Consider the following 21,214-nt stretch of genomic DNA (forward strand, 5'->3'; position numbering starts at 1 on the left):
ATGGAACAGATAGAACTCAACGACAGCACCGCCGACCGCTTCCTCCTGGACGCGCCCGGCCTATCGCTACTGGTCTTCCACAGCCGCACCTGCGGCAACTGCCGCGTCGCGCGCGAACAATTGCCGCAGCTGGAGCTGCCGGTGGAACGTCTGTGCTGGGTGGACGCCGGCGACAACCGCGGCCTGGTCGAACGCTACGAGGTCTTCCATCTGCCCGCCATGTTCGTGACCCGCGACGGCGCCTTCTTCGGCCCCGTCCAGGCAACCTTGGCGCAATGGGATCTGCGCCAGCAGATCGGGCTGGCCCTGGACAGCTATCCGGCCGAGCTGCCGTGAACACCCCCGCCCCCAGGGCCCTGCGCCAGCCGCTGGACTCGCTGGCCACCGGCGCCATGCTGCTGCTATGCGTCTGCTGGGGATTCCAGCAGATCGCGATCAAACTGGTCGCCAGCGACGTGGCGCCCATCATGCAGATCGGCCTGCGCTCGGCCTTCGCCGCGCTGGTGCTGACCGTGGTCGTGTGGCGGCGCGAAGGCGCGCGCGCCTTCAGCGACGGCACCGCCGTGCCCGGCCTGATCGTGGGGCTGCTGTTCGCCGCGGAATTCCTGTTCGTGGCGCAGGGGCTGGTCTACACCACCGCCTCGCACATGTCCGTGTTCCTGTACACCGCGCCCATCTTCGCGGCGCTCGGGCTGCACTGGCTGCTGCCCGAAGAGCGCATGAAGCCGCTGCAGTGGCTCGGCGTGGCGGTCGCGTTCTGCGGCATCGCCGTCGCGTTCCTGGGCAAGGGCCAGCCCGAGGGGCTCGCCGGCGCTCCCAACATGCTGCTGGGCGATGCGATGGGCCTGATCGCGGGCCTGCTGTGGGGCGCCACCACCGTGGCGATCCGCAAGACCTCGCTGTCGGAGGCGGCGCCCGCAAAGACCCTGTTCTACCAAATGGCGGCGGCGGCGGTCGGGCTGCTGGGGTTTGCCGCGGCCACCGGCAGCGACGGCTTCCACTATACGCCGGCGGCCGTGCTCAGCGTCGGGTTCCAGGCCGTAGTGGTGGCCCTGTCCAGCTATCTGGCATGGTTCTGGCTGCTGCGCCGCTACCTGGCGTCGCGCCTGTCGATCCTGTCGTTCATGACGCCGCTGTTCGGCGTCAGTTTCGGCGTGCTCATCCTGGACGAGCCGCTGGACGCCGCCTTCGTGCTCGGCGCCGTGCTGGTGCTGGCCGGCATCACGCTGGTCAGCGGCGCCGAACTGCTGCGCGAAAAACTGCGGCGCGCCCGCTGATCAGGCCCGGCGCCGCCCGGGCGCCGCATCCAGGTTCAGAACGATCAGGGCCGCTCCCGCCAGCACCATGCCGAACCCCCACCAGTCCAGCGGGGCGGGCCGGTCGCCCACCAGCGCCATCGCGCCCAGCACCCCGACCACCGGCACCATCAAGGTGGTCAGGGTCGCCACCGTGGCACTGACCCGTTCGCTCAGGACGAACCAGAGCCAGTACGCGACGGCGGTGCCCAGCACGATATGGAACGACAACGCCGCCACCACGCGGAGGCTCCAGCCCTGCAGCGGGAACGATTCGCCCGAGACCAGCACGCCCGCCAGGGCGCACGCCGCCCCCACGACCAGCTGCCACGCGGTGATCACGATGCGGTGGCCGGCCACGGGCCAGCCTTTCAGATAGACCGTGCCCGCGGCCCAGCCGAACGCGGCGATCAGCGGAAAAGCCAGGCCCTTGGCCGCGGCCAGGTCGTGTTCGCCGAACACCGCCCGCAGCACCGGCCAGGCCAGGATGGACACCCCGCCCGCGCCCAGCAGCAGCGCCAGCGCCCGGCGCCGGTCCAGGCGTTCGCCCAGGACCGCCCACGCCAGCACGGCCGACATCATTGGCATGGTGAAGGTCAGTACCGCGGCGCGCGAGGTGCTGGTGCTGAGCTGCGCCCAGGCCACGGCCAGGTTGAAGACCGCGACCGCCAGAAAGCCCCCCACCACGATGCCCGGCCACGATGCGCGCGGGGGCAGCAGGTCCAGCCGTTTCACGCGGGCCAGCAGGAACAGCAACAGGGCGCCGCTGCCCAGGCCCAGCACGCGCAGGGTGAACGGCGGGACGATGGCCAGGATGATTTTCACCGCCGGCCAGTTCAGCCCCCAGAACAGGGCCAGCGCGACGGGGATCAGGCGCACGCGGCCTTTTCCCTGGCGATCAGCGCCGCAAGCCCCTGGCGCTGCCCGCCCTCGGCGTCGAAATTGTCCGGGCTCAGCCACCGCTCGTAGGCCGCGCGCAGAGCGGGCCATTCGCCGTCCACGATGGAGAACCACGCCGTATCGCGGCTGCGCCCCTTGTAGACCGTGGCCTGGCGGAAGATGCCCTCGAACGCGAAGCCCAGGCGGGCGGCCGCCGCACGGGACGGCGCGTTCAGGCTGTCGCACTTCCATTCGTAGCGGCGATAGCCCAGCTCGTCGAAGACCCGGCGCATCAGCAGGAACTGCGCCTCGGTGGCGATGCGCGTGCGCTTGAGCTGGCGCGAGAACGACACGAAGCCGACCTCGATCGCCCCATTGGGCGGATCGATGCGCATCAGGGCCAGGGTGCCGATGGCGCGGCCCGATTGCAGGTCGATGATGGCATGGTGCATCGGATCGCTGCCCGCCTGGACCTTTTCCGCGAACGCGCGATACGCGGCCTCGTTGGCAAAAGGGCCGACCGACATATAGGTCCAGTCGCTGACGTCCGGCGCCAGGCTGAACGCCTGGTACAGATCCGCCGCATGGCGCTCGGCCGATAGCGGCTCCAGCCGGCAATAGCGGCCGGACACCGGCGTCGCCGGCGGGCGCGGGCGCGCCGTCCAGCCCGGCATTTCCGGGCCGATGGGTTGCTCAAAGGCGTTGACGCGAGGTTGCATGCTGCTGGGCCTCTTCGGTTGGCACGCGCCGCCGGCATTGGCGGACGCAATCTGCATGGCCTCACGATATCGGAATCGTGGCATGATAAAAAGCACCACGATCCTGGAATTTAATAGGGCCATGATGACCGCCTCCGCCCTGCTCGCCAGCCCGCTCACGCGCGGCCCCAGCGCCTTGCCGCGCCAGCGCCAATTGATCCAGCGCCTCAAGCAGGCCATCCTGGCCGGGCAACTGCCGGCCGGCGGCAAGCTGCCTTCGTCGCGCACGCTGGCCGAAGAGCTGGAGATCTCCCGCAATACGGTGCTCATCGCCTACGAGCAACTCACGGCGGAAGGCTTCGTCATCGCCGACCGCCAGGGCACGCGGGTCGCGCCCTTGTCGGCCGCCGCCGGCGCCGCCAAGCATGCCGCGGCGCCGCCCGCCAGGGCCCCCGCCACCGCCAGGCGGCTCGCGCGCATCGTCGTCACGCGCAACGCGCACGACGGCTCGCTGCCCATGACGCCCGGCACGCCGGCCCTGACGCAGTTCCCGATCAACGCCTGGCGCCGCGCGCAGGACCGCGCGTTGCAGGCCGCGCCCGCCACCGCCCTGGGCTACGGCAATCCCGTGGGCGAGCCCGCCCTGCGCGAAGCCATTGCCCAGTATCTCCGCGTGTCGCGCGGCGTACGCTGCGACGCGTCCCGCATCGTGATCACCGAAGGCGCGCAAGGCGCGCTGGCGCTCTGCGTGCAGCTGCTGACCAATCCTGGCGACATCGCCTGGCTGGAGGAGCCCGGCTACCGGGGCGCGAAGTCCGCCTTCCACGGCGGCGACCTGGACGTAGTGGCCTTGCGAGTCGACGCGGACGGCATGGTCATCCCCGACAGCGCCTGGCGCGACCGCCCGCCCCGGCTCATCCAGACCACGCCCTCGCACCAATATCCCACGGGCGCGGTCCTGTCGCTGACGCGCCGGCTGGACCTGATCGAACGGGCCCGGCAGGCCGGCGCCTGGATCATCGAAGACGATTACGACAGCGAATTCCGCCACCAGGGCGAACCCATCGCGGCCATGCAGGGCCTGGTGGCCGACGCGCCCGTGCTGTACGTCGGCACCTTCAGCAAGACCATGTTCCCCGCCCTGCGGCTGGGCTTCCTGGTGCTGCCCGAGGCCATCGCCGCGCAAGCCATGCCCTCCGTCATCGAAATGCTGCGCGGCGGCCACCGGCTGGAACAGCTGACCATGGCGGCCTTCATCGAGAACGGCCAGTTCTCGCGGCACCTTGGACGCATGCGCCGCCTGTACCGCGAACGGCAGGCCGCCCTGCGCGACGCGCTGGCCGCCCACCTGGGAATCGATCACGAAGTGCTGGGCGGGCACAGCGGGCTGCACCTCACGGTGCGGCTGCCGCCGGCCTACCCGGACCGGGACATCGTGCAGCAGGCGCGCAGGGTGGGCATGAACCCCAGTGCCCTGTCCGCGTTCGCGATGTCGCCCCGGCCGCAGGACAACGGCCTGGTGATCGGCTACGGCAATACGGGGGCCGAGCGCTTCCCCACGCTGGTGCGGCGGATCCGGGAGATCGCGCTGGGGCTCAAGCGCGTCCGTAGCGGACCATGATCAGCCAGTCGGCATGCACCGACAGCCTGGGCGCGGTGAAGCGGACCTTCTCGAAGCCATCGTTCAGCAGCATGGCTGCGCCCGGAAAGGCGATGCCGCTCGCCTGCCTATGCGCCAGCAGCGGCAGGGCCGAATCGAACGATTGCGGGAAGCGCTGGGAGAGGCGCTAGCCGCTCAGCCCGCCCAGCACCAGCAGCGCCATGAACAGCCAGAACAGGAAGCCGATGATTGAGCGGCGCAACAGCGCCTTGACCGCGCCCCACAGGAACATTAGCCCCAGCGCCAGCAGGACGAGATTGAATATCGACGGGCTCATGCCCATCGCGCCGGCCAGCCCCGAATAGAAATCGCCCAGCGCGCTGGCGAAGCCGCCCAGCAGCCACTTCAGCCCCGCGACGAGGCTGCGCAGCGCTTCGCCGAGCATGCCGCCCAGCGATGCGAAAAAGCCTTCGCCCGCCGGCATCAGCGGCGCGAATCCGTCAGCATGCGCACCGCCAGCCCGGCCAGCACCGTGCCCATCAACCAGCGCTGCACGACCATCCACAACGGGCGGCCCGCCAGGAAGCCGGCAATGGATCCGGCCATGATGGCGATGAGGGCGTTGATGGAAAGGCTGACCACGACCTGCGTCATGCCCAGCGCCAGCGACTGCGTGAACACGCTGCCGCGCTCCGGCTGGATGAACTGCGGCAGCAGCGACACGTACATGATCGCGATCTTGGGATTGAGCAGGTTGGTCAGCAGCCCCATCGTGAACAGGGCGCGCGGACTGCTCTTGGGCAGGTCGTGCACCTGGAACGGCGAACGGCCGCCGGGGCGGATCGCCTGCCACGCCATGTACAGCAGGTACACCGCGCCGCCGATCCGCAGCGCGTCGTACGCATAGGGCACCGCCATCAGCAGCGCCGTGATGCCGAACGCCGCACAGCACACATAGAAAATAAAGCCGACCGCCACGCCTCCCAGGGAGATCAGCCCGGCCTGGGCGCCCTGCGAGATGGAACGGGAGACCAGGTAGATCATGTTGGGCCCGGGAGTGAGCACCATGCCCAGGGCAACCAGGGCGAACGTCAGGAGGTGGGTAAGGTCAGGCATGATGGGCCGGCGCAGCCGCGGGCAAGTGGAATCGTGAATTTACACCTTAGCCCAAATCTGTATCGGAACAGAGAATTTTTCCGACGGGAGTTTACGGGCGAGTGGCGCCAGCGATACAGTTGTTCCGTTCGTTTGCATGGAGTGTCCGGACATGCAGCATTCCCAACCGTCCCCGGAAAGCGGCGCGCCCGCCATCCGGATTGGCATAGGGGGGTGGACATACGCCCCCTGGCGCGGCACCTTCTACCCCAAAACCCTGCCCCATGCGCGGGAGTTGGAGTATGCCAGCCGCCAGCTCACCACCATCGAAATCAACGGCACGTACTACAGCACCCAGAAGCCGGCCACGTTCGCCAAGTGGCGCGACGAAACGCCGGAGGGATTCGTCTTTTCGCTGAAGGCGTCGCGCTACGCGACCAACCGCCGGGAACTGGCGGGCGCCAAGGACTCGGTCGACCGCTTCGTGCGGGGCGGCATCGCGGAGCTGGGCCCCAAGCTGGGCCCGATCGTGTGGCAGTTCGCCCCCACCAAGGTCTTCAACCCCGAAGACTTCGGCGCCTTCCTGGCATTGCTGCCGGAGCAGGTGGACGGGCTGCCGCTACGCCACGTGCTGGACGTGCGCCACCCCAGTTTCGCTTGCGAAGCCTACCTGGAGCTGGCCCGCCGCCACCGCGCGGCCACCGTGTTCACGGACAGCGAGGACTACCCCTCGATGGCCGACCGCACGGCCGGGTTCGTGTATGCGCGGCTGATGCGCGCCAGCGCCGCCTACAAGGCGGGCTATGCGCCCAAGGCGCTGGACGCCTGGGCGGAGCGCCTGCGCGCGTGGGCGCGCGGGATCGATCCGGCGGACCTGCCGCGCATCGGCGCCCCGGGCGCCGCGGCGCGGCCCGGCGACGTGTATGCCTTTTTCATCAACGGCGCGAAAGAGCGCGCGCCAGCGGCGGCGCGCGCGCTGATCCAGCGCCTGTAGCCTACTGCGCGACCGGCGTGCGCAAGGTGACGAACTCCTCGGCGGCCGTGGGGTGGATGCCGATGGTCTCGTCGAACACTTGCTTGGTGGCGCCCGCCTTCAGGGCAATCGCGATGCCCTGCACGATCTCGCCCGCGTCCGGGCCCACCATGTGCACGCCCAGCACGCGGTCGGTCTTGGCGTCGACGATCAGCTTCATCAGCGTCTTTTCCTGCGACTCGGTCAGGGTCAGCTTCATGGGGCGGAAACGGCTTTCGAAGAGCTTGACCTCATGGCCGGCTGCGCGCGCCTCTTCGGTCGTCATGCCCACCGTGCCGATATTCGGCAGGCTGAACACCGCGGTGGGAATCAAGCGGTAATCCACCTTCCGGTATTCCTCGGGGCGGAACAGGCGCCGCGCGACCGCCATCCCCTCGGCCAGCGCCACGGGCGTCAGCGGCACCCTGCCGATCACATCGCCGATGGCCAGGATGGACGGCTCGGCCGTGCGGTATTCGTCATCGACCTCGATGAAGCCGTCGTCCTTCAGCTTGACCGCCGTATTCTCCAGCCCCAGGTTGTCCAGCATCGGGCGCCGGCCGGTGGCGTAGAACACGCAATCGGCCTCGACGACCGAGCCATCCTTGAGGGTAGCGGCGAGCGAGCCGTCGGCCTGCTTGTCGATGCGGACCACCTCGGTGTTGAAGCGCAGGTCGATACCCTTCTTCACCAGTTCGTCGCGCAGGTGCTCGCGCACGCCCTGGTCGAAACCGCGCAGGAACAGCGGACCGCGATAGGCCTGGGTGGTCTGCGCGCCCATGCCGTTGAAGATCGAGGCGAACTCCACCGCGATGTAGCCGCCGCCCACCACCAGCACCCGGCGCGGCAGTTCTTTGAGGAAGAAGGCCTCGTTCGAGGTGATGGCATGTTCCTTGCCCGGGATGTCGGGCACCTGGGGCCAGCCGCCGGTCGCTACCAGGATATGGGCGGTGCGATAGGTCTTGCCGTTGATTTCGACCGTATTCGGGTCCAGGATGCGGGCGTGCCCTTCCAGGAGCGTCACCCCGCTGTTGACCAGCAGGTTGCGGTAGATGCCGTTGAGACGCTCGATTTCGCGGTTTTTGTTGGCGATCAGCGCGGGCCAGTCGAACGTGGGCTGCCCGGCGCTCCAGCCGAAACCCTGCGCCTGCTCGAAATCCTCGCTGTAATGGGCGCCATAGACCAGCAGCTTCTTGGGCACGCAGCCCACGTTGACGCAGGTGCCGCCCAGGTAACGGCTTTCCGCCACGGCCACGCGCGCGCCGAAGCCGGCCGCGAAGCGCGCCGCGCGCACGCCGCCGGAACCCGCGCCGATCACAAACAAATCAAAATCAAATGCCATGATGTTTCCTTCGCGCGGCCGCCAGGGCCCGCGTTCACTGTCCGGGAAAGCTGTATTTAACACTACCTGGGGCGCCGGTCCGGCCGGACGCGGTATCCAGGCGGCCGCGATTGCTATACAGTGGGCCGCAGGCCGGCGCCTCGCGCCGCCGCCTCTCTCCGGAGCCGAACCCATGTCGCTTGAAACCTGGCTGGCCTTCCTGGGCGCGTCCGCCCTGCTCGTGATGCTGCCCGGCCCCACGATACTTACCGTCATCAGCTATTCCCTCACCCACGGCAAGCGCGCCCGGCTGCCGCTGGTGCTTGCCGTGGCGCTGGGCGATTCCACCGCGCTGGCGCTGTCGCTGGTCGGCCTGGGCGCGCTGCTGGCGGCGTCCGCGTTCTGGTTCACCGTCGTCAAGACCGTGGGCGGCCTGTACCTGCTGTACCTCGGTTTCAAGCTGCTGCGCGCCGGCGTCTCGCCGGCCCTGCTGCCCAAGGCCGGCGCCGCGGGCTCGCGCTGGAAACTGTTCGCCAATACCTACCTGGTGACCGCGCTGAATCCCAAGGGCATCATCTTCTTCGTGGCCTTCCTGCCGCAATTCATCGACCCCGCGGGCGACGTGACGCGCCAGCTCTGGATACTGTCGGGCACCTTCGTCGCCTGCGCCGGCATCAATGCCGCCGCCTACGCGGTATTCGCGGGATCCGCCCGCCGGCTGCTCGCGTCGCCCCGGGCGCAGCGCGGCTTCAACCTGGGCGGCGGCGCCCTGCTCTCCGCCGCCGGGGTCTGGGCGCTACTGGCGCGCCGCGCCTAGGCGGCCCGCTAGGGCAAGGCCGCGGACGCGGCCTCCGGGTCTATGCCATACCGGACGATAGCCTCGGCCGACCGTTCGCGCGGGATCAGCCCATCGTCCGCCAGCGCTTTCAGCGCCGCCAGCGCAATATGATGGCGGTCTACCTCGAAGAAGGCGCGCAAGGCCTGCCGCGTATCCGAGCGGCCGAAGCCGTCGGTGCCCAGCGTCACGTAGCGGCGGTCCGCCATGAACGGACGGATCTGTTCGGCCACCGTCTTCATATAGTCGGTGGCGGCCACCACCGGACCCGCGCTGCCGGCCAGCACCATTTCCGCATATCCGCGCCGCCTGTCCTCCAGCGGGTGCAACCGGCTCCAGCGCTCGGCCTCCTGGCCGTCGCGGCGCAATTCCGAATAGCTGGTCACGCTCCACACATCGGCCGGCACGCCGAAATCCCGCTGCAGCAGATCCGCCGCCGCCAGCGTTTCGCCCAGAATGGCGCCGCTGCCCAGCAATTGCACCCGCGCGGCGCCGGCCGCGCCCTCGCGCAGGCGGTATATCCCGCGCACGATCCCGGTCTCCGCGCCTTCGGGCATGGGCGGATGCGCCGTCTTTTCATTGATCAGTGTCAGGTAGTAGAAGACGTCCTCTTCGTCCTGGTACATGCGGCGCATGCCGTCCTGCAGGATCACGGCGATCTCGTAGGCATAGGCGGGATCGTAGGCCACGCAGGACGGAATGACGGACGCCAGCACGTGGCTGTGGCCGTCGTCATGCTGCAGGCCTTCGCCCTCCAGCGTGGTGCGCCCCGACGTCGCTCCCAGCAGGAAGCCGCGCGCGCGGATGTCGCCCGCCGCCCAGGCCAGGTCGCCCACGCGCTGGAAGCCGAACATCGAATAGAAGATGTAGAACGGAATGGTGGCCACGCCGTGCGTGCTGTGGGCGGTGGCGGCGGCGATCCATGACGACATGGCGCCCGACTCGTTGATCCCCTCCTGCAGGATCTGCCCCTTGCGGTCCTCGCGGTAGACGCTGAGCTGGTCGGCGTCCTGCGGCGTATAGAGCTGGCCCACGTGCGAATAGATGCCTACCTGGCGGAACATGCCGTCCATGCCGAAGGTGCGCGACTCGTCCGGCACGATGGGCACCACCCGCTGGCCGATCGACTGATCCTTGAGCAGCTGGGCCAGCACGCGCACGAACGCCATGGTCGTCGAGAACTCGCGGCCGTCGCTGCCCTTCAGGTGGGCGGTGAACGCCTCCAGCGGCGGTGTCGCCAGCGGGCCGGGGCCGGGCAGCCGCCTGGGCAGGTGCCCGCCCGCGCGCGCGATCGCGGCGTCGAAGTACGCCTGCTCGGCGCTGCCGGGCGCCGGCTTGATGTAAGGGATGCGTTCCAGCTGCTCGTCGGGCACGCCAATCGCAAAGCGGTCGCGGAACGCGCGCACCGCCGGGTCCGCCATCTTTTTCTGCTGGTGATTGGTATTGGCCGCCTCGCCCGCCGCGCCCATGCCGTAGCCCTTGACCGTCTTGGCCAGAATCACGGTGGGCCGCCCCGTGTGCGCCACCGCTTCGGCATAGGCCGCGTAGACCTTGGCGTGATCGTGCCCGCCCCGGTTCAGCGCGCCGATCTCCTCGTCGCTCAGGTGCGCCACGCGTTCGAGCAGCGGCGGATCCGCGCCGAAGAAGTGCTCGCGCACGTAGGCGCCGCCGCGCGCCTTGAACACCTGGTATTCCCCATCCACGCACTGCATCATGCGGCGGCGCAGGCGGCCGTCGTGGTCCTGGGCCAGCAGCTCGTCCCAGCCGCCGCCCCAGATCACCTTGATGACGTTCCAGCCGGCGCCCCGGTACACGCTCTCCAGTTCCTGGATGATCTTGGCGTTGCCGCGCACCGGACCGTCCAGGCGCTGCAGGTTGCAGTTCACCACGAAGATCAGGTTGTCCAGCCGTTCCCGGCCCGCCATCGCCACGGCGGCCAGCGTTTCGGGCTGGTCCTGCTCGCCGTCGCCCAGGAAACCCCACACCTTGCGGCCCTGCGCCGGGATAAGCTCGCGATCCTCCAGATAACGCATGTAGCGCGCCTGGTAGGCCGCCATCAGCGGCCCCAGCCCCATCGATACCGTGGGAAACTGCCAGAACGACGGCATCGTGCGCGGGTGCGGATAGGACGACAGCCCGCCCCCGCCGGTCTCGCGCCGGAAGCGGTCCAGCTCGTCCTCCGAGACGCGCCCTTCCAGATAGGCCCGGGCGTAGATGCCCGGCGCGGAATGCCCCTGGATGTAGAGCATGTCGCCGAGGAAACCGGGGGCCGCGGCCCGGAAAAAGTGCCGGTACCCGGTTTCGTACAGCGTCGTGGCCGAGGCGTAGGTGGCGATGTGCCCGCCCACGCCCGAGGTCTTGCCCGCCCGCAGCACCATGGCCATGGCGTTCCAGCGCAGATAGGCGTCCAGGCGCAGCTCGATGCCCACGTCGCCCGGGAAGGCTCCCTGCCGCGGCAAACCGATGGTGTTGACGTAGGGCGTGACCATCGGCGCCGCATAGCCGCCGCAGGCGGCGCGATCCTGATCGATCAGCCGGTCGAGCAGGTAATGGGCGCGCGGCCCGCCTTCATAGACCTGCACGGCCTGCATGGCCTCCAACCATTCCTGGGTTTCCTGCGGGTCGGCGTCGGCGGGGTCGATCGGGGTTTGCATGGCGTCCTCCTGGTGGGCGCGATGGCGGCATCCCGTCAGTCACGGTTACCGGCATTTCGCATTGTGAGTTGCAATTGCATCATGTGCAATTGCAATCGTATGGAGGTTTTTTGATAATTGCAAGTGCAATCAAAAATCGGAAACCCCGGCAGAGCGCGTTGCCGCGGGCCTGCGCTCCTATCTCGCCGCGCTCATCATGAATTCCACCGCGGCGCGCAGCGTCGCCTCGTCGGCGGACGAGCCGCCGCGCGGCGGCATCGCGCCCTTGCCCTTGAGCACGGTGACGAGCAGCGCATCCGCGCCTTGCGCGATGAATGGCGACCAGGCTTGCCTGTCGCCCAGCTTGGGCGCGTTGGCCACCCCGCTGGCGTGGCACACGACGCAGGCGGACTTGTAGAGTTTTTCGCCGGCAGGATTGGCAGCGGCCAGCGTTTCCGCTTGCGCCCATGGAACGGGCAGGCCGGCCAGGGCCGCCGCCAGTGCGATTCGATGAAAATTGGACATGGCAGAACTCCGTCGGAAAGTATCGCGGCAGGCGCCGGACGGATGCCGGGAAGCATCCTTCCGGCTCCGCCAGTCAGCGCGGGATCGGGCCGGGCGCCTTGATCTGCTTCATCAGATCGTCGTTCCACTTGCCCTCGACCTTGATGTGTCCGGCCGCGCCCAGTTCGAAGGCTTCGATCAGATTGTGGTTCAGGTATGCGTATACGCCCGGTTGCTTGAAGGTGTAGAGCGCGGCGCCCGCGGAACCCCCGCGGATGAACCAGGTCTCGAGATCCTTCTGCGGCGGATTGGCGAACTTTCCGGTTTCCCAGACCCAGTCGCCATGGCCGCCGATCAGGTGCGGCCGCGTATCGCGGTTGGCCTGCGAATGAATCAGCAGCACGGTTTCGCCGACCTTGGCCGTCAGGGCGTTGGCGCCGGTCAGCGCGCCGACCTTGCCGTTGAACACAATGTGCGTCGGCGTGAGCGTGCGCATCACTTCCACCGTATCGCCATAGCTTTCGGCCAGCGTGGGGTAATCCTTGTACTTGCCGTTTTCGTCCTTGGGGATGTAGAGATCGAATTCGCCGATCGTGTAGGCACGGTCATAGCGCAGGGGCTTGCCCTGCGGGTCCTTGAGGCCGTCGCGCGGCAGCACCATCAGGGTGCCGCTCATGCCCGACACGACGTGCCAGGGCACCATGCCCTCGGGCGCGCAGTGGTAGACGAAGGTGCCGCTGCGGTCCGCCTTGAAGCGCAGCGTGGCCTGTTCGCCCGGATTGACGTTGGTCAGCTTCGCGCCGCCCAGCGCGCCCGTGGCCGCATGGAAGTCCACGTTGTGCGGCATCGCGTTGGTGGCGGGATTGACCAGGGTCAGTTCGACGTAGTCGCCTTCGTGCACCACCAGCGTGGGGCCGGGCATGGAACCATTGAACGTCATGGCCTGCAGCGTCGTGCCCTTGTCGTCGATGACCAGCTTCTTTTCCTCGATGTTCATCACGAATTCGACCACCTTCGGCCCCGACTTCGTGGCCTGTTCGTGCGGGTGGACCATGGGCGGGGCGACGAGAGTGACCTTGGCGCGCGGCAGCTTGTCGGCGTCCTGCGCGAACGCGGCCGTTGCCGCCATCGTGAAAGCCAGCGCCGCAGCAAGCAAGGTGGGCCGTAATGCGTTCATATCCAGCTCCTTATCGGGGTGTTTCAATTGCCGGAAAAGCCGGCAGCCCTATTGAAAAACCCGCGGCGTCCCCGCTCTTTGCTGTAGCGCAAACTCCGGAGCAAGCCCGCGCGCCGCACGCATTGTCATCGCATGGCGGCGGTGTCACCATGGGTCCGTGGAGATCCCTCCGTCTTTTAGGACCGCCATGCCGTCGCCGCTCTGCCACGCGCTGTTGCGCAACCTGGAACTCTTCAAACCCTTGTCCGATGCGCAGTTGAAGTCCGCGCTGCGCGGCGCGCAACCCTGCCGGCTGGTCGCCGGCGCCATCGCCTACCGCCAGGGCGCAATGGCCTCCCACTTCTTCGTGCTGCTCAGCGGCCGCCTGAAAGTGGCGCAGCTCACCGCCGAAGGCGAGCAGGTCGTCGTGCGCTACGTCAACCCGGGCGACATGTTCGGCCTGGCCCGCGCCATGCGCCAATCGCGCTATCCCGCCACGGTAGAGGCCGTGCTGGAAAGCGTGTGCCTGGCCTGGCCGGACGCGCTCTGGGAGCGCTTCGTCGGCAACCATCCCCAACTGAGCGCCATGGCGCTGCAGACCATGGGCCAGCGCCTGCAGGACGCGCACCTGCGCATCCAGGAGCTGTCGACGGACGAGGTAGAGCAACGCGTGGCGCGCACGATCCTGCGCCTGGTCGAAAGCTCGGGGCAGCCGACCGCCGGCGGCATCGGCATCGGCTTTCCGATCACGCGCCAGGACATCGCCGAAATGACCGGCACCACGCTGCATACCGTCAGCCGCCTGCTCAGCGACTGGAGGCAGCGCGGCATCGTCGACAGCAGCCGCAAGCGCATCGTGCTGCGCTCGCCCGCCGCGCTGGCCCGCGTGTCGGGCCACGTCCAGGCGGCCATGGATTGTTCGGGCTGCGCGTCCTGTATCGACGGCGCGCCGGCCAAGGCGGCCCAGCCTGCCCGCGCGCAGCCCCCCGCTCGCGCGCCCGGTCGCGGGCCTGCGCAAAGCGCCGCGTAGCGCTGGCCTAGCCTTCTTCCCGCACCAGCCGCAGACCCAGGTTGGCGGGCGGCGTCCCGACCGAGCAGGCGCCGCTCTTCGGATCGCGGATGAAGTCCGGCAGATAGGCGATGTGCCGCCCCGCCGCGACGCGGATGCCGCAATTCCGGCCCGCGTCCGCGTCTCCGTCCGGCGCATCGAGAATGCGCCGCGCATGGCAGTCGCTGGTCCAGTCCCAGACGCTGCCGGCCATGTCCATCAGCCCCCGGTCATTGACGCCAAAGGCGCCGAACGGCAGCACATCCGTGTCTTCCTGCTGGCGCTGGCTCTGGGCATCGTATTCCGCCAGCCAACGCTGGGCGGGATCGTCGCTATCAGGCAGCCGAAGCGCCTCGCGGTAGGCCTCGCCGGCCGCATAGATCCATTCGGGATACGTGGGCAGGCGCCAGCGCTGGCCGGTGCGCGCGGAAAGCCAGACGGCATAGGCCGTCGCGTCGGTCCAGCTGATGCCCACGGCGGGCAGGTCGGGCGCGGCGGCCTGGCGTTGCGCCGCGTCCAGCGGCTTGCAACCGCCCGCCTGGACGCAGGCAGCGTATTCGGCCTGGCTGACCTGGCGTTTCATGATGGACAGCCCGTGCGGATAGCGGGCGATCAGCGGCACGGGCGTCACGGGCCGGCCGGCGCGCAGCGCCTCGCCCGGCGGCTGGTAGGCCACCTCGCCCGCCGGCAGCCGCAGCACCTCCGGCAACGGCGAAGGGGCCCGTTCGGCGGGCCCGCATGCGGTCAACAATAAGAGAAACGCGGCGATCGGAAGGCGGCGCACGGATCGGACTCCGGTTGCGCCCGGGGCGGAGCGCCCCGGGACCTGCCTCCATTGAACCGGCCGCCGCTCCCGTCCTCTTTGCGCTGGCGCAAGGAGGACGGGGCCGGGGCCTCAGCCTCGGGCGGGCCGGGCCTGCAGGCGCGGCTCGCTGGTGGCGGGCTTGCCGCTGAGCAGGCCCAGGATGACCTGCAGCACCATCGCCAGCGCGCCCAGCAGGAAGACCACGTCGCCGAACGTGCGGCCCCAGCGCAGGGTCTTCAGGATGTCCTGCTGCATGAAGGCTTCGCTGCGGGCGTACCACATGCCCTCGCTGACGCTGGCGTGGAACTGGATCAGGCCGATGGGCAGCAGGCTGGTGAAGATCATCAGCGCCAGGCCCAGGTTCAGCCCCCAGAACGCCAGCTTCATCAGGCCGGGGCTGAGCGCATACTGAGGACGGATGTAGCGCAGCACCAGCAGGGTGAAGCCCAGCGCCAGGAAGCCGTACACGCCGAACAGGGCCGCGTGCGCGTGCACCGGTGTCGTGTTCAGGCCCTGGATGTAGTAGAGCGAAATGGGCGGGTTGATCATGAAGCCGAAAACGCCCGCGCCCAGCATGTTCCAGAACGCCACGGCCACGAAGCACATCAGCGGCCATTTCAGATCGTTCATCCACACGGCGCGCGACTTCAGGCGCCAGTTTTCCCAGGCCTCGTGGCCCAGCACGATCAGCGGCACCACTTCCAGCGCCGAGAAGCTCGCGCCCACCGCCATCACGGGCGTGGTCGTGCCCGCGAAGTACAAGTGGTGGAAGGTGCCCGGAATGCCGCCCAGCATGAACAGCGAGGCCGAGGCCAGGCTGGCGGTCGTGGCCATGCGGCGCGACACCAGGCCCAGGGTCGAGAAAATAAAGGCCAACGCGGTCGTGGCAAAGACTTCGAAGAAGCCCTCGACCCACAGGTGGACGATCCACCAGCGCCAGTACTCCATCACCGTCAGGTGCGTGCGTTCGCCGTAGAAGAAGCCGGCGCCGTAGAACAGCCCGATCGCGCCCACCGACGCCGTCAGGAGCGCCAGCAGGTTCTTGTCGCCACCCGGCGTGCGCAGCGCGGGCACGATGCCGCGCAGCATCAGCACGAGCCAGAAGCAGATGCCGGCGAACTTGCCGATCTGCCACAGACGGCCCAGATCCACGTATTCATAGCCTTGATGGCCGAGCCAGAAGTTCAGGTCCGGCGGCATGATCTGCGCGATCGCCAGGTAGTTGCCGACGAAGGAGCCGACCACTACGACCACCAGCGCCCAGAACAGAATGTCGACACCCGCCTTCTGGAACTTCGGATCGCGCCCGCCGTTGATGAGCGGGGCCAGGAACAGGCCCGCCGCCAGGAAGCCGGTAGCGATCCAGAACAGCGCGCTCTGGATGTGCCAGGTACGCACGAGCGAATACGGGAACCACTGCGACACATCGATGCCGTAGAACTTCTGCCCTTCGACCGTGTAGTGCGCGGTGAAGCCGCCCAGCAGCACCTGGAACCCGAACAGCGCAACGACCAGGAACAGGTACTTGCCCAGCGCCCGCTGCGACGGCGTCAGCGCGAACGTAGTCAGGGGATCCTTCGCGGGCGCGGCGGGCTCCTCTTCTTCCTTGCCGCGCAAGAAGGCCCAGGCCCATACGAGCAGCCCGATGCCCGCCAGCAGCACCACCACGCTGATGATGGACCACATGACGTTTTCGGCGCTGGGGGTGTTGCCGATCAGCGGTTCGTGCGGCCAGTTGTTGGTATAGGTGACCGGCATGCCTTCGCGCTCGGTCGCCGCGGCCCAGGCCGTCCAGAAGAAGAAGTGCGTGAGCTGCGTGCGGCGCGCGGCGTCGGGCAGCGTGTTTTCCTTCATGGCGAAGCTTTCGCGGCTGCCGTGCAGGGCCGGCGCATCGGAAAACAGCTGCTCATAGTAGGCGGCGGTCTGCGCCATCGCGCGCGCGCGGCGCGGGCTGACCGTCAGCGTGTCGGTCGCGGCGTCGCTGCGGTTGGCGCGGTACTCGGCTTTCAGCGCCTCGCGCAGCGCGGCCTGCTCGGGCGCGGCCAGCTGGGCGTAGTCCTTGCCATGCGTGTCGCGCGCGGCAAGGTCCAGCCATGCCGTCAGTTCACGATGCAGCCAGTCGGCCGTCCAGTCCGGCGCCTGGTAGGCGCCGTGCCCCCAGACCGATCCCAGTTGCATGCCGCCGACCGATTGCCAGGCGGTCTGGCCGTCCAGGATGTCGTCGCGGCCGAACAGGCGGGCGCCGTCGGCCGTGACGACCTGGCCGGGAATCGGCGGAGCCTGGCGGTAGACTTCACCGCCGTAGAAGCCCAGCAATGCGAATGTGATCGCCAGCACGGCGATCAGCGTGAACCATAACTTCCGATACGGACCCATGATGGGAACGCCCTCCAGTGTTGCTTGCGGTTAGTGGGGTACGTTCCCTTATGCGAATTCCGTGCCAGAAAAAATCCCCGTCAAATCAATGGACTATTCGCACCAGGGTTTTTTTGACCGCACCACGGCAGGGTATAAATCACTATCGCAGGGTTTTTTTGACCACACCATAGGGGCGCCTCCCTCTTACAATCCCGCCACATTTCCCCTCTTTCAAGGAGCCGATCGCATGGCAACGGGCAAGCCGGATGCGTGGAGCCTCTTCCTCACCGCCCACGCGCTTGTGGCCGAGGAAATCGAAAAGCGCCTGTCCGCGGCGGGCCTGCCGCCGCTGGCGTGGTACGACGCGCTCTGGGCACTGGAACGGGCGCCCGAAGGCGCCGCGCGCATGTTCGAGATCGCCGAGCGCATGGTGATCGCGCGCTACAACCTGACCCGCCTGATGGACCGTCTCGAAGCCGAGGAGCTGGTCGAACGCTACCGCTCCGATGAAGACCGGCGCGCCACTTACGCCCGGCTCACGCCCAAGGGGCGCGCGCTGCGGCGGGAAATGTGGAAGGTCTACGGGCCCGCCGTGGACGAGCTGTTCCTGTCGCAGCTGCCTCCCGCGCAGCAGGCCGCTATGGCGGACGGCTTCCGCCTCATTGCCCGCCACGTGCGCGCGCTGAACAAGGAACCCGCGGAATGAACGGCACCCCGTTGCACGTCGGCATCGTCGCCTGCTCGGCAGAAGGCGCCGCGCTCTGCTACCGCACCCTGTGCGCGGAAGGCGCGCAGCGCCTGGGGCCGCACGCCCACCCGGAGATTTCACTGCACACGCACTCGCTGGCGGACTACGTGGCCTGCCTGGACCGCGGCGACCTGCCGGGCATCGGCGCGCTGATGCTGTCCTCCGCCGACAAGCTGGCGCGCGCCGGCGCGGACTTCCTGATCTGCCCAGACAACACTATCCACCAGGCGCTCGGCCACGTGCTGCCGCGCTCGCCGCTGCCGTGGCTGCACATCGCGGGGGAAGTCGCGGCGCAGGCCGCGGCGCGAAGCTACCGCCGCATCGGCCTCCTGGGCACGCGCTGGCTGGTGGAAAGCCGTGTCTATCCCGATAAGCTGGAAGAACGCGGGCTGCACTGGCTGCGGCCGCCGGAAGACGACCGGGCGGCGTTGGGCCGCATCATCATGGACGAATTGGTCTATGGGGTTTTCAAGCCAGACTCGGTGGCGCGGCTGCAGGGCATTATCGAGCGCCTGCGCGATGCCGGCTGCGACGCCGTGGTGCTGGGCTGCACCGAACTGCCGCTGGTGCTGGGCGACGGCAATTGTGCGCTGCCCACCCTGGATTCCACCCGCATCCTGGCGCGGGCGGCGCTGGCCCGCGCCCTGCGCGCCGGCTGATCCCGCGCGGTCAGATCTGGTCCAGCCCGTATTGCCGCAGGCGGTCCAGGTCCAGCACCTTGATCTGGTTGTAGGCCAGCGCCAGGATGCCCAGGTCGGCCAGGGCCTGCAGCGCCTGGTTGACCCGCTGCCGCGACAGGCCGGTCAGGTAGCCCAGCTCTTCCTGCGAAATCGCCAGCGTCAGGTCGGTGGACGGATACAGCCGCGGGTTGAAAAGCTGGGCCAGCGATTGCGCCACCCGCGCGTTCGCGTCCAGCAGGCGGTGATTCTGGATGGACGCGATGAACTCGCCCATGCGGTCGTTCAGCTGGCCGATGACGAAATGCGAAAACGGCAGGCTGGCCGACAGCAGCGCATGAAAGGTGGCGGACGGCACCAGCATCACCACCGACGGCTGGATGGCCACCACGTCGTACTTGCGCAATTCACGCTTGATGACGCTGCCCTCGCCGAACCACCCGCCCGGCGGCACGCCCGAGAACGTACAGCTGCGGCCCGACTCGTTGTAGATGGCCAGTTTCAGCAGCCCCGTGTGCACGCCCAGCCAGTAGTCCGAGGGCGCATTGCGCCGCGCGATCCACGCCCCGCTGTCCACGCGTTCGGCGCGCGATGTGGCCAGCACCAGATCCTGATGCGAGGCCTCCAGCGCGCCAAACCAGGCGCGGGCGCGGAACAAGTCCGCCAGTTCGCCGGCGGAAACGATGTTTGAAACGTCGGACATGGAAAGAACCGTGTAAAACAGGGGGGTGGTGGGCCTGCCGGCAGTCTGTCATGCAGGCGACAGACTGTATTTTCAGGCTGGCGATACGCTAGGGCAAGAGACGGGGCTGGCGCAGGAACCGCCATTCCCGCATAAAGAAACAGGAGCGCGAACGCGCCCCGCAGGAGACAGCAATGAGCGGCATGTTCGACCAAGGCCTCGCGCGCCGCGACGCCAATTACACAGCCCTGACGCCCGTGGACTTCATCGCCCGCGCCGCCGAAGTCTACGGCCAGCGGCTGGCCGTCGTCCACGGCAAGGTGCGCCGCAACTGGGCCCAGACCTACGAACGCGCGCAACGGCTGGCCGGCGCGCTGGCGCAGGCGGGCATCCGGCGCGGCGATACCGTTGCCGTGATGCTGCCCAACATCCCCGCGATGGTCGAAGCCCACTTCGGCGTGCCGATGCTGGGCGCGGTGCTCAATACCCTGAACACGCGGCTCGATACCCCGGGCGTGCTGTTCATGCTGGGCCACGGCGAGGCGCGCGCGCTGATCGTGGACACGGAATACGGCGAAGTCGCCCAGCGCGCCCGCGCCGAATTCCCCCACCTGAAAATCATCTCGGTGCACGACCTGGAAACGGCGCCCGCCTCGCTGCCCGGCGCCGTCGACTACGAAGCCTTCCTGGCGGCGGCCCCCGCCCGCTACAACTGGCAGCCGCCCGAGGACGAATGGGACGCCATCGCGCTGAACTACACGTCCGGCACCACCGGCGACCCCAAGGGCGTGGTCTATCACTATCGCGGCGCGTACCTGAACGCGATCAGCAACATCCTCGAATGGGACATGCCCAAGCACCCGGTCTACCTGTGGACCCTGCCGCTGTTCCACTGCAACGGCTGGTGCTTCGCCTGGACCATCGCTGCGCGCGCGGGCGTAAACGTGTGCCTGCGCAAGTTCGACCCCAAGACGGTCTTCGACCTGATCCGGGACGAAGGCGTCACCCACTATTGCGGCGCGCCCATCGTGCAAAGCGCGCTGGCCAACGCGCCGGCCGAGCTGCGGGACGGCATCCGGCACACCGTGCGCACCATGGTGGCCGGCGCCGCGCCCGCGCCGGCGGTCATCGCCAAGATGCGCGACATCGGCTTCGAACTGACCCACGTCTACGGCCTGACCGAAGTCTACGGCCCGGCGGCCGTCTGCGCGCGCCAGGATGCCTGGGACGCGCTGGAAGACGAGCAGCGCGCGCTGCTCACCGCGCGCCAGGGCGTGCGCTACCACCTGCAGGCCGGCGTGTCGGTGCGCGATCCGGACACGATGGAGCCGGTGCCGCCCGACGAACAAACCGTGGGCGAGGTCATGTTCCGCGGCAACATCTGCATGAAGGGCTACCTGAAGAACGAACGCGCCACCGAAGCCGCGTTCGCGGGCGGCTGGTTCCACACCGGCGATCTCGGCGTGATGACGGCCGACGGCTACGTCCGCATCAAAGACCGCAGCAAGGACATCATCATCTCCGGCGGCGAGAACATCTCCAGCATCGAAGTGGAAGACGCACTCTACCGCCACCCCGCCGTCGCGGCGGCGGCCGTCGTGGCCATGCCCGATCCCAAGTGGGGCGAAACGCCCTGCGCCTTCGTCGAACTGAAACCGGGCTGCACCGCCACCGCCGAAGAGATCATCGCGCACTGCAAGCTCCTGCTGCCCGGCCTCAAGGTGCCCCGGGCGGTGCGCTTCGGCGAGCTGCCCAAGACCTCCACCGGCAAGATCCAGAAATTCGAACTGCGCGCCGCCGTGGGCGCAACCAAGGCCATCGATGTGGCCGACCCCGGCAAGACCGCTTGATTCCCCGGCCCGCGCCCC

Annotated in this window: 20 protein-coding genes; 9 read left to right on the forward strand and 11 right to left on the reverse strand. The window is 68.4% G+C overall.

Annotated elements, in window-relative coordinates; translation table 11 throughout:
* Window positions 1-336 (forward strand): thioredoxin family protein, encoded by a 336-nt coding sequence (locus AGI3411_RS20395; protein WP_129529159.1) that lies wholly within the window; start codon window positions 1-3, stop codon window positions 334-336.
* A 56-nt stretch (window positions 337-392) separates the two neighbouring features.
* The gene (locus AGI3411_RS20400; RefSeq protein ID WP_244240411.1) at window positions 393-1,277 is read left to right on the forward strand and encodes a DMT family transporter; all 885 of its coding nucleotides are present in this window, start codon (window positions 393-395) and stop codon (window positions 1,275-1,277) included.
* Here the strand turns inward: AGI3411_RS20400 and AGI3411_RS20405 are convergent, their stop codons facing one another.
* Window positions 1,278-2,174, reverse strand: a complete 897-nt coding sequence (locus AGI3411_RS20405; RefSeq protein ID WP_129529161.1) for a DMT family transporter — start codon at window positions 2,172-2,174, stop codon at window positions 1,278-1,280.
* Window positions 2,165-2,893: a GNAT family N-acetyltransferase gene (locus tag AGI3411_RS20410; RefSeq protein ID WP_129529162.1), complete on the reverse strand. Its 729-nt coding sequence runs from the start codon at window positions 2,891-2,893 to the stop codon at window positions 2,165-2,167. The genes AGI3411_RS20405 and AGI3411_RS20410 overlap by 10 nt, the downstream gene beginning before the upstream one ends.
* 82 nt (window positions 2,894-2,975) lie before the next feature.
* On the opposite strand from AGI3411_RS20410, the gene pdxR reads away from it, so the two are divergent.
* Window positions 2,976-4,493, forward strand: a complete 1,518-nt coding sequence (gene pdxR, locus AGI3411_RS20415; protein WP_425265362.1) for a MocR-like pyridoxine biosynthesis transcription factor PdxR — start codon at window positions 2,976-2,978, stop codon at window positions 4,491-4,493.
* A gap of 166 nt (window positions 4,494-4,659) precedes the next feature.
* Here the strand turns inward: pdxR and AGI3411_RS20425 are convergent, their stop codons facing one another.
* Together AGI3411_RS20425 and AGI3411_RS20430 are read right to left on the reverse strand one after the other, a co-directional pair.
* Window positions 4,660-4,956, reverse strand: coding sequence for a hypothetical protein (locus AGI3411_RS20425; RefSeq protein WP_129529163.1), 297 nt, complete (start codon window positions 4,954-4,956; stop codon window positions 4,660-4,662).
* Complete coding sequence (locus tag AGI3411_RS20430; RefSeq protein WP_129529164.1) at window positions 4,956-5,588, reverse strand: LysE family translocator; 633 nt, start codon at window positions 5,586-5,588, stop codon at window positions 4,956-4,958. Before AGI3411_RS20430 ends, AGI3411_RS20425 begins: the two co-directional genes overlap by 1 nt.
* 151 nt (window positions 5,589-5,739) lie before the next feature.
* On the opposite strand from AGI3411_RS20430, the gene AGI3411_RS20435 reads away from it, so the two are divergent.
* On the forward strand, window positions 5,740-6,561 hold the full coding sequence (locus AGI3411_RS20435) for a DUF72 domain-containing protein (protein ID WP_129529165.1): 822 nt from the start codon (window positions 5,740-5,742) through the stop codon (window positions 6,559-6,561).
* Between the two features lies 1 nt (window position 6,562).
* On the opposite strand, the gene gorA is transcribed toward AGI3411_RS20435, so the two are convergent.
* Window positions 6,563-7,921, reverse strand: coding sequence for a glutathione-disulfide reductase (gorA, locus tag AGI3411_RS20440; protein ID WP_129529166.1), 1,359 nt, complete (start codon window positions 7,919-7,921; stop codon window positions 6,563-6,565).
* Between the two features lie 172 nt (window positions 7,922-8,093).
* Between gorA and AGI3411_RS20445 the strand changes: the two genes are divergently transcribed.
* Window positions 8,094-8,717, forward strand: a complete 624-nt coding sequence (locus tag AGI3411_RS20445) for a LysE family translocator (RefSeq protein WP_129529167.1) — start codon at window positions 8,094-8,096, stop codon at window positions 8,715-8,717.
* Between the two features lie 8 nt (window positions 8,718-8,725).
* Here AGI3411_RS20445 and aceE read toward each other — a convergent pair whose 3' ends face one another.
* The 3 genes from aceE to nirK form a co-directional block, all read right to left on the reverse strand.
* Window positions 8,726-11,389: a pyruvate dehydrogenase (acetyl-transferring), homodimeric type gene (gene aceE, locus AGI3411_RS20450; RefSeq protein WP_129529168.1), complete on the reverse strand. Its 2,664-nt coding sequence runs from the start codon at window positions 11,387-11,389 to the stop codon at window positions 8,726-8,728.
* Window positions 11,390-11,566: 177 nt separating this feature from the next.
* A complete protein-coding gene (locus AGI3411_RS20455) occupies window positions 11,567-11,893 on the reverse strand; it encodes a c-type cytochrome (RefSeq protein WP_129529169.1) in 327 nt (108 codons plus the stop codon).
* A gap of 73 nt (window positions 11,894-11,966) precedes the next feature.
* The gene (gene nirK / locus AGI3411_RS20460) at window positions 11,967-13,049 is read right to left on the reverse strand and encodes a copper-containing nitrite reductase (protein ID WP_129529170.1); all 1,083 of its coding nucleotides are present in this window, start codon (window positions 13,047-13,049) and stop codon (window positions 11,967-11,969) included.
* 187 nt (window positions 13,050-13,236) lie between these two features.
* On the opposite strand from nirK, the gene AGI3411_RS20465 reads away from it, so the two are divergent.
* A complete protein-coding gene (locus AGI3411_RS20465; protein ID WP_129529171.1) occupies window positions 13,237-14,058 on the forward strand; it encodes a Crp/Fnr family transcriptional regulator in 822 nt (273 codons plus the stop codon).
* Between the two features lie 7 nt (window positions 14,059-14,065).
* On the opposite strand, the gene AGI3411_RS20470 is transcribed toward AGI3411_RS20465, so the two are convergent.
* The gene (locus tag AGI3411_RS20470) at window positions 14,066-14,860 is read right to left on the reverse strand and encodes a formylglycine-generating enzyme family protein (RefSeq protein WP_129529172.1); all 795 of its coding nucleotides are present in this window, start codon (window positions 14,858-14,860) and stop codon (window positions 14,066-14,068) included.
* A gap of 111 nt (window positions 14,861-14,971) precedes the next feature.
* Complete coding sequence (locus AGI3411_RS20475; RefSeq protein WP_129529173.1) at window positions 14,972-17,257, reverse strand: nitric-oxide reductase large subunit; 2,286 nt, start codon at window positions 17,255-17,257, stop codon at window positions 14,972-14,974.
* Window positions 17,258-17,486: 229 nt separating this feature from the next.
* Between AGI3411_RS20475 and AGI3411_RS20480 the strand changes: the two genes are divergently transcribed.
* Both AGI3411_RS20480 and AGI3411_RS20485 read left to right on the forward strand, forming a co-directional pair.
* Window positions 17,487-17,945, forward strand: coding sequence for a MarR family winged helix-turn-helix transcriptional regulator (locus AGI3411_RS20480; RefSeq protein WP_129529174.1), 459 nt, complete (start codon window positions 17,487-17,489; stop codon window positions 17,943-17,945).
* Window positions 17,942-18,646 (forward strand): aspartate/glutamate racemase family protein, encoded by a 705-nt coding sequence (locus AGI3411_RS20485; protein WP_129529175.1) that lies wholly within the window; start codon window positions 17,942-17,944, stop codon window positions 18,644-18,646. The genes AGI3411_RS20480 and AGI3411_RS20485 overlap by 4 nt, the downstream gene beginning before the upstream one ends.
* A gap of 10 nt (window positions 18,647-18,656) precedes the next feature.
* Here AGI3411_RS20485 and AGI3411_RS20490 read toward each other — a convergent pair whose 3' ends face one another.
* Window positions 18,657-19,367: a Crp/Fnr family transcriptional regulator gene (locus tag AGI3411_RS20490; RefSeq protein WP_129529176.1), complete on the reverse strand. Its 711-nt coding sequence runs from the start codon at window positions 19,365-19,367 to the stop codon at window positions 18,657-18,659.
* A gap of 173 nt (window positions 19,368-19,540) precedes the next feature.
* Here AGI3411_RS20490 and AGI3411_RS20495 point away from each other — a divergent pair, with 173 nt between their 5' ends.
* Entirely contained in the window at window positions 19,541-21,196 is a 1,656-nt protein-coding gene (locus AGI3411_RS20495; RefSeq protein WP_129529177.1) for an acyl-CoA synthetase, read from the forward strand.
* The last annotated feature ends 18 nt before the right edge of the window (window positions 21,197-21,214 follow it).

It is taken from the genome of Achromobacter agilis (assembly GCF_900496965.1).
GTDB classification, from domain to species: Bacteria; Pseudomonadota; Gammaproteobacteria; order Burkholderiales; family Burkholderiaceae_B; genus Achromobacter; species Achromobacter agilis.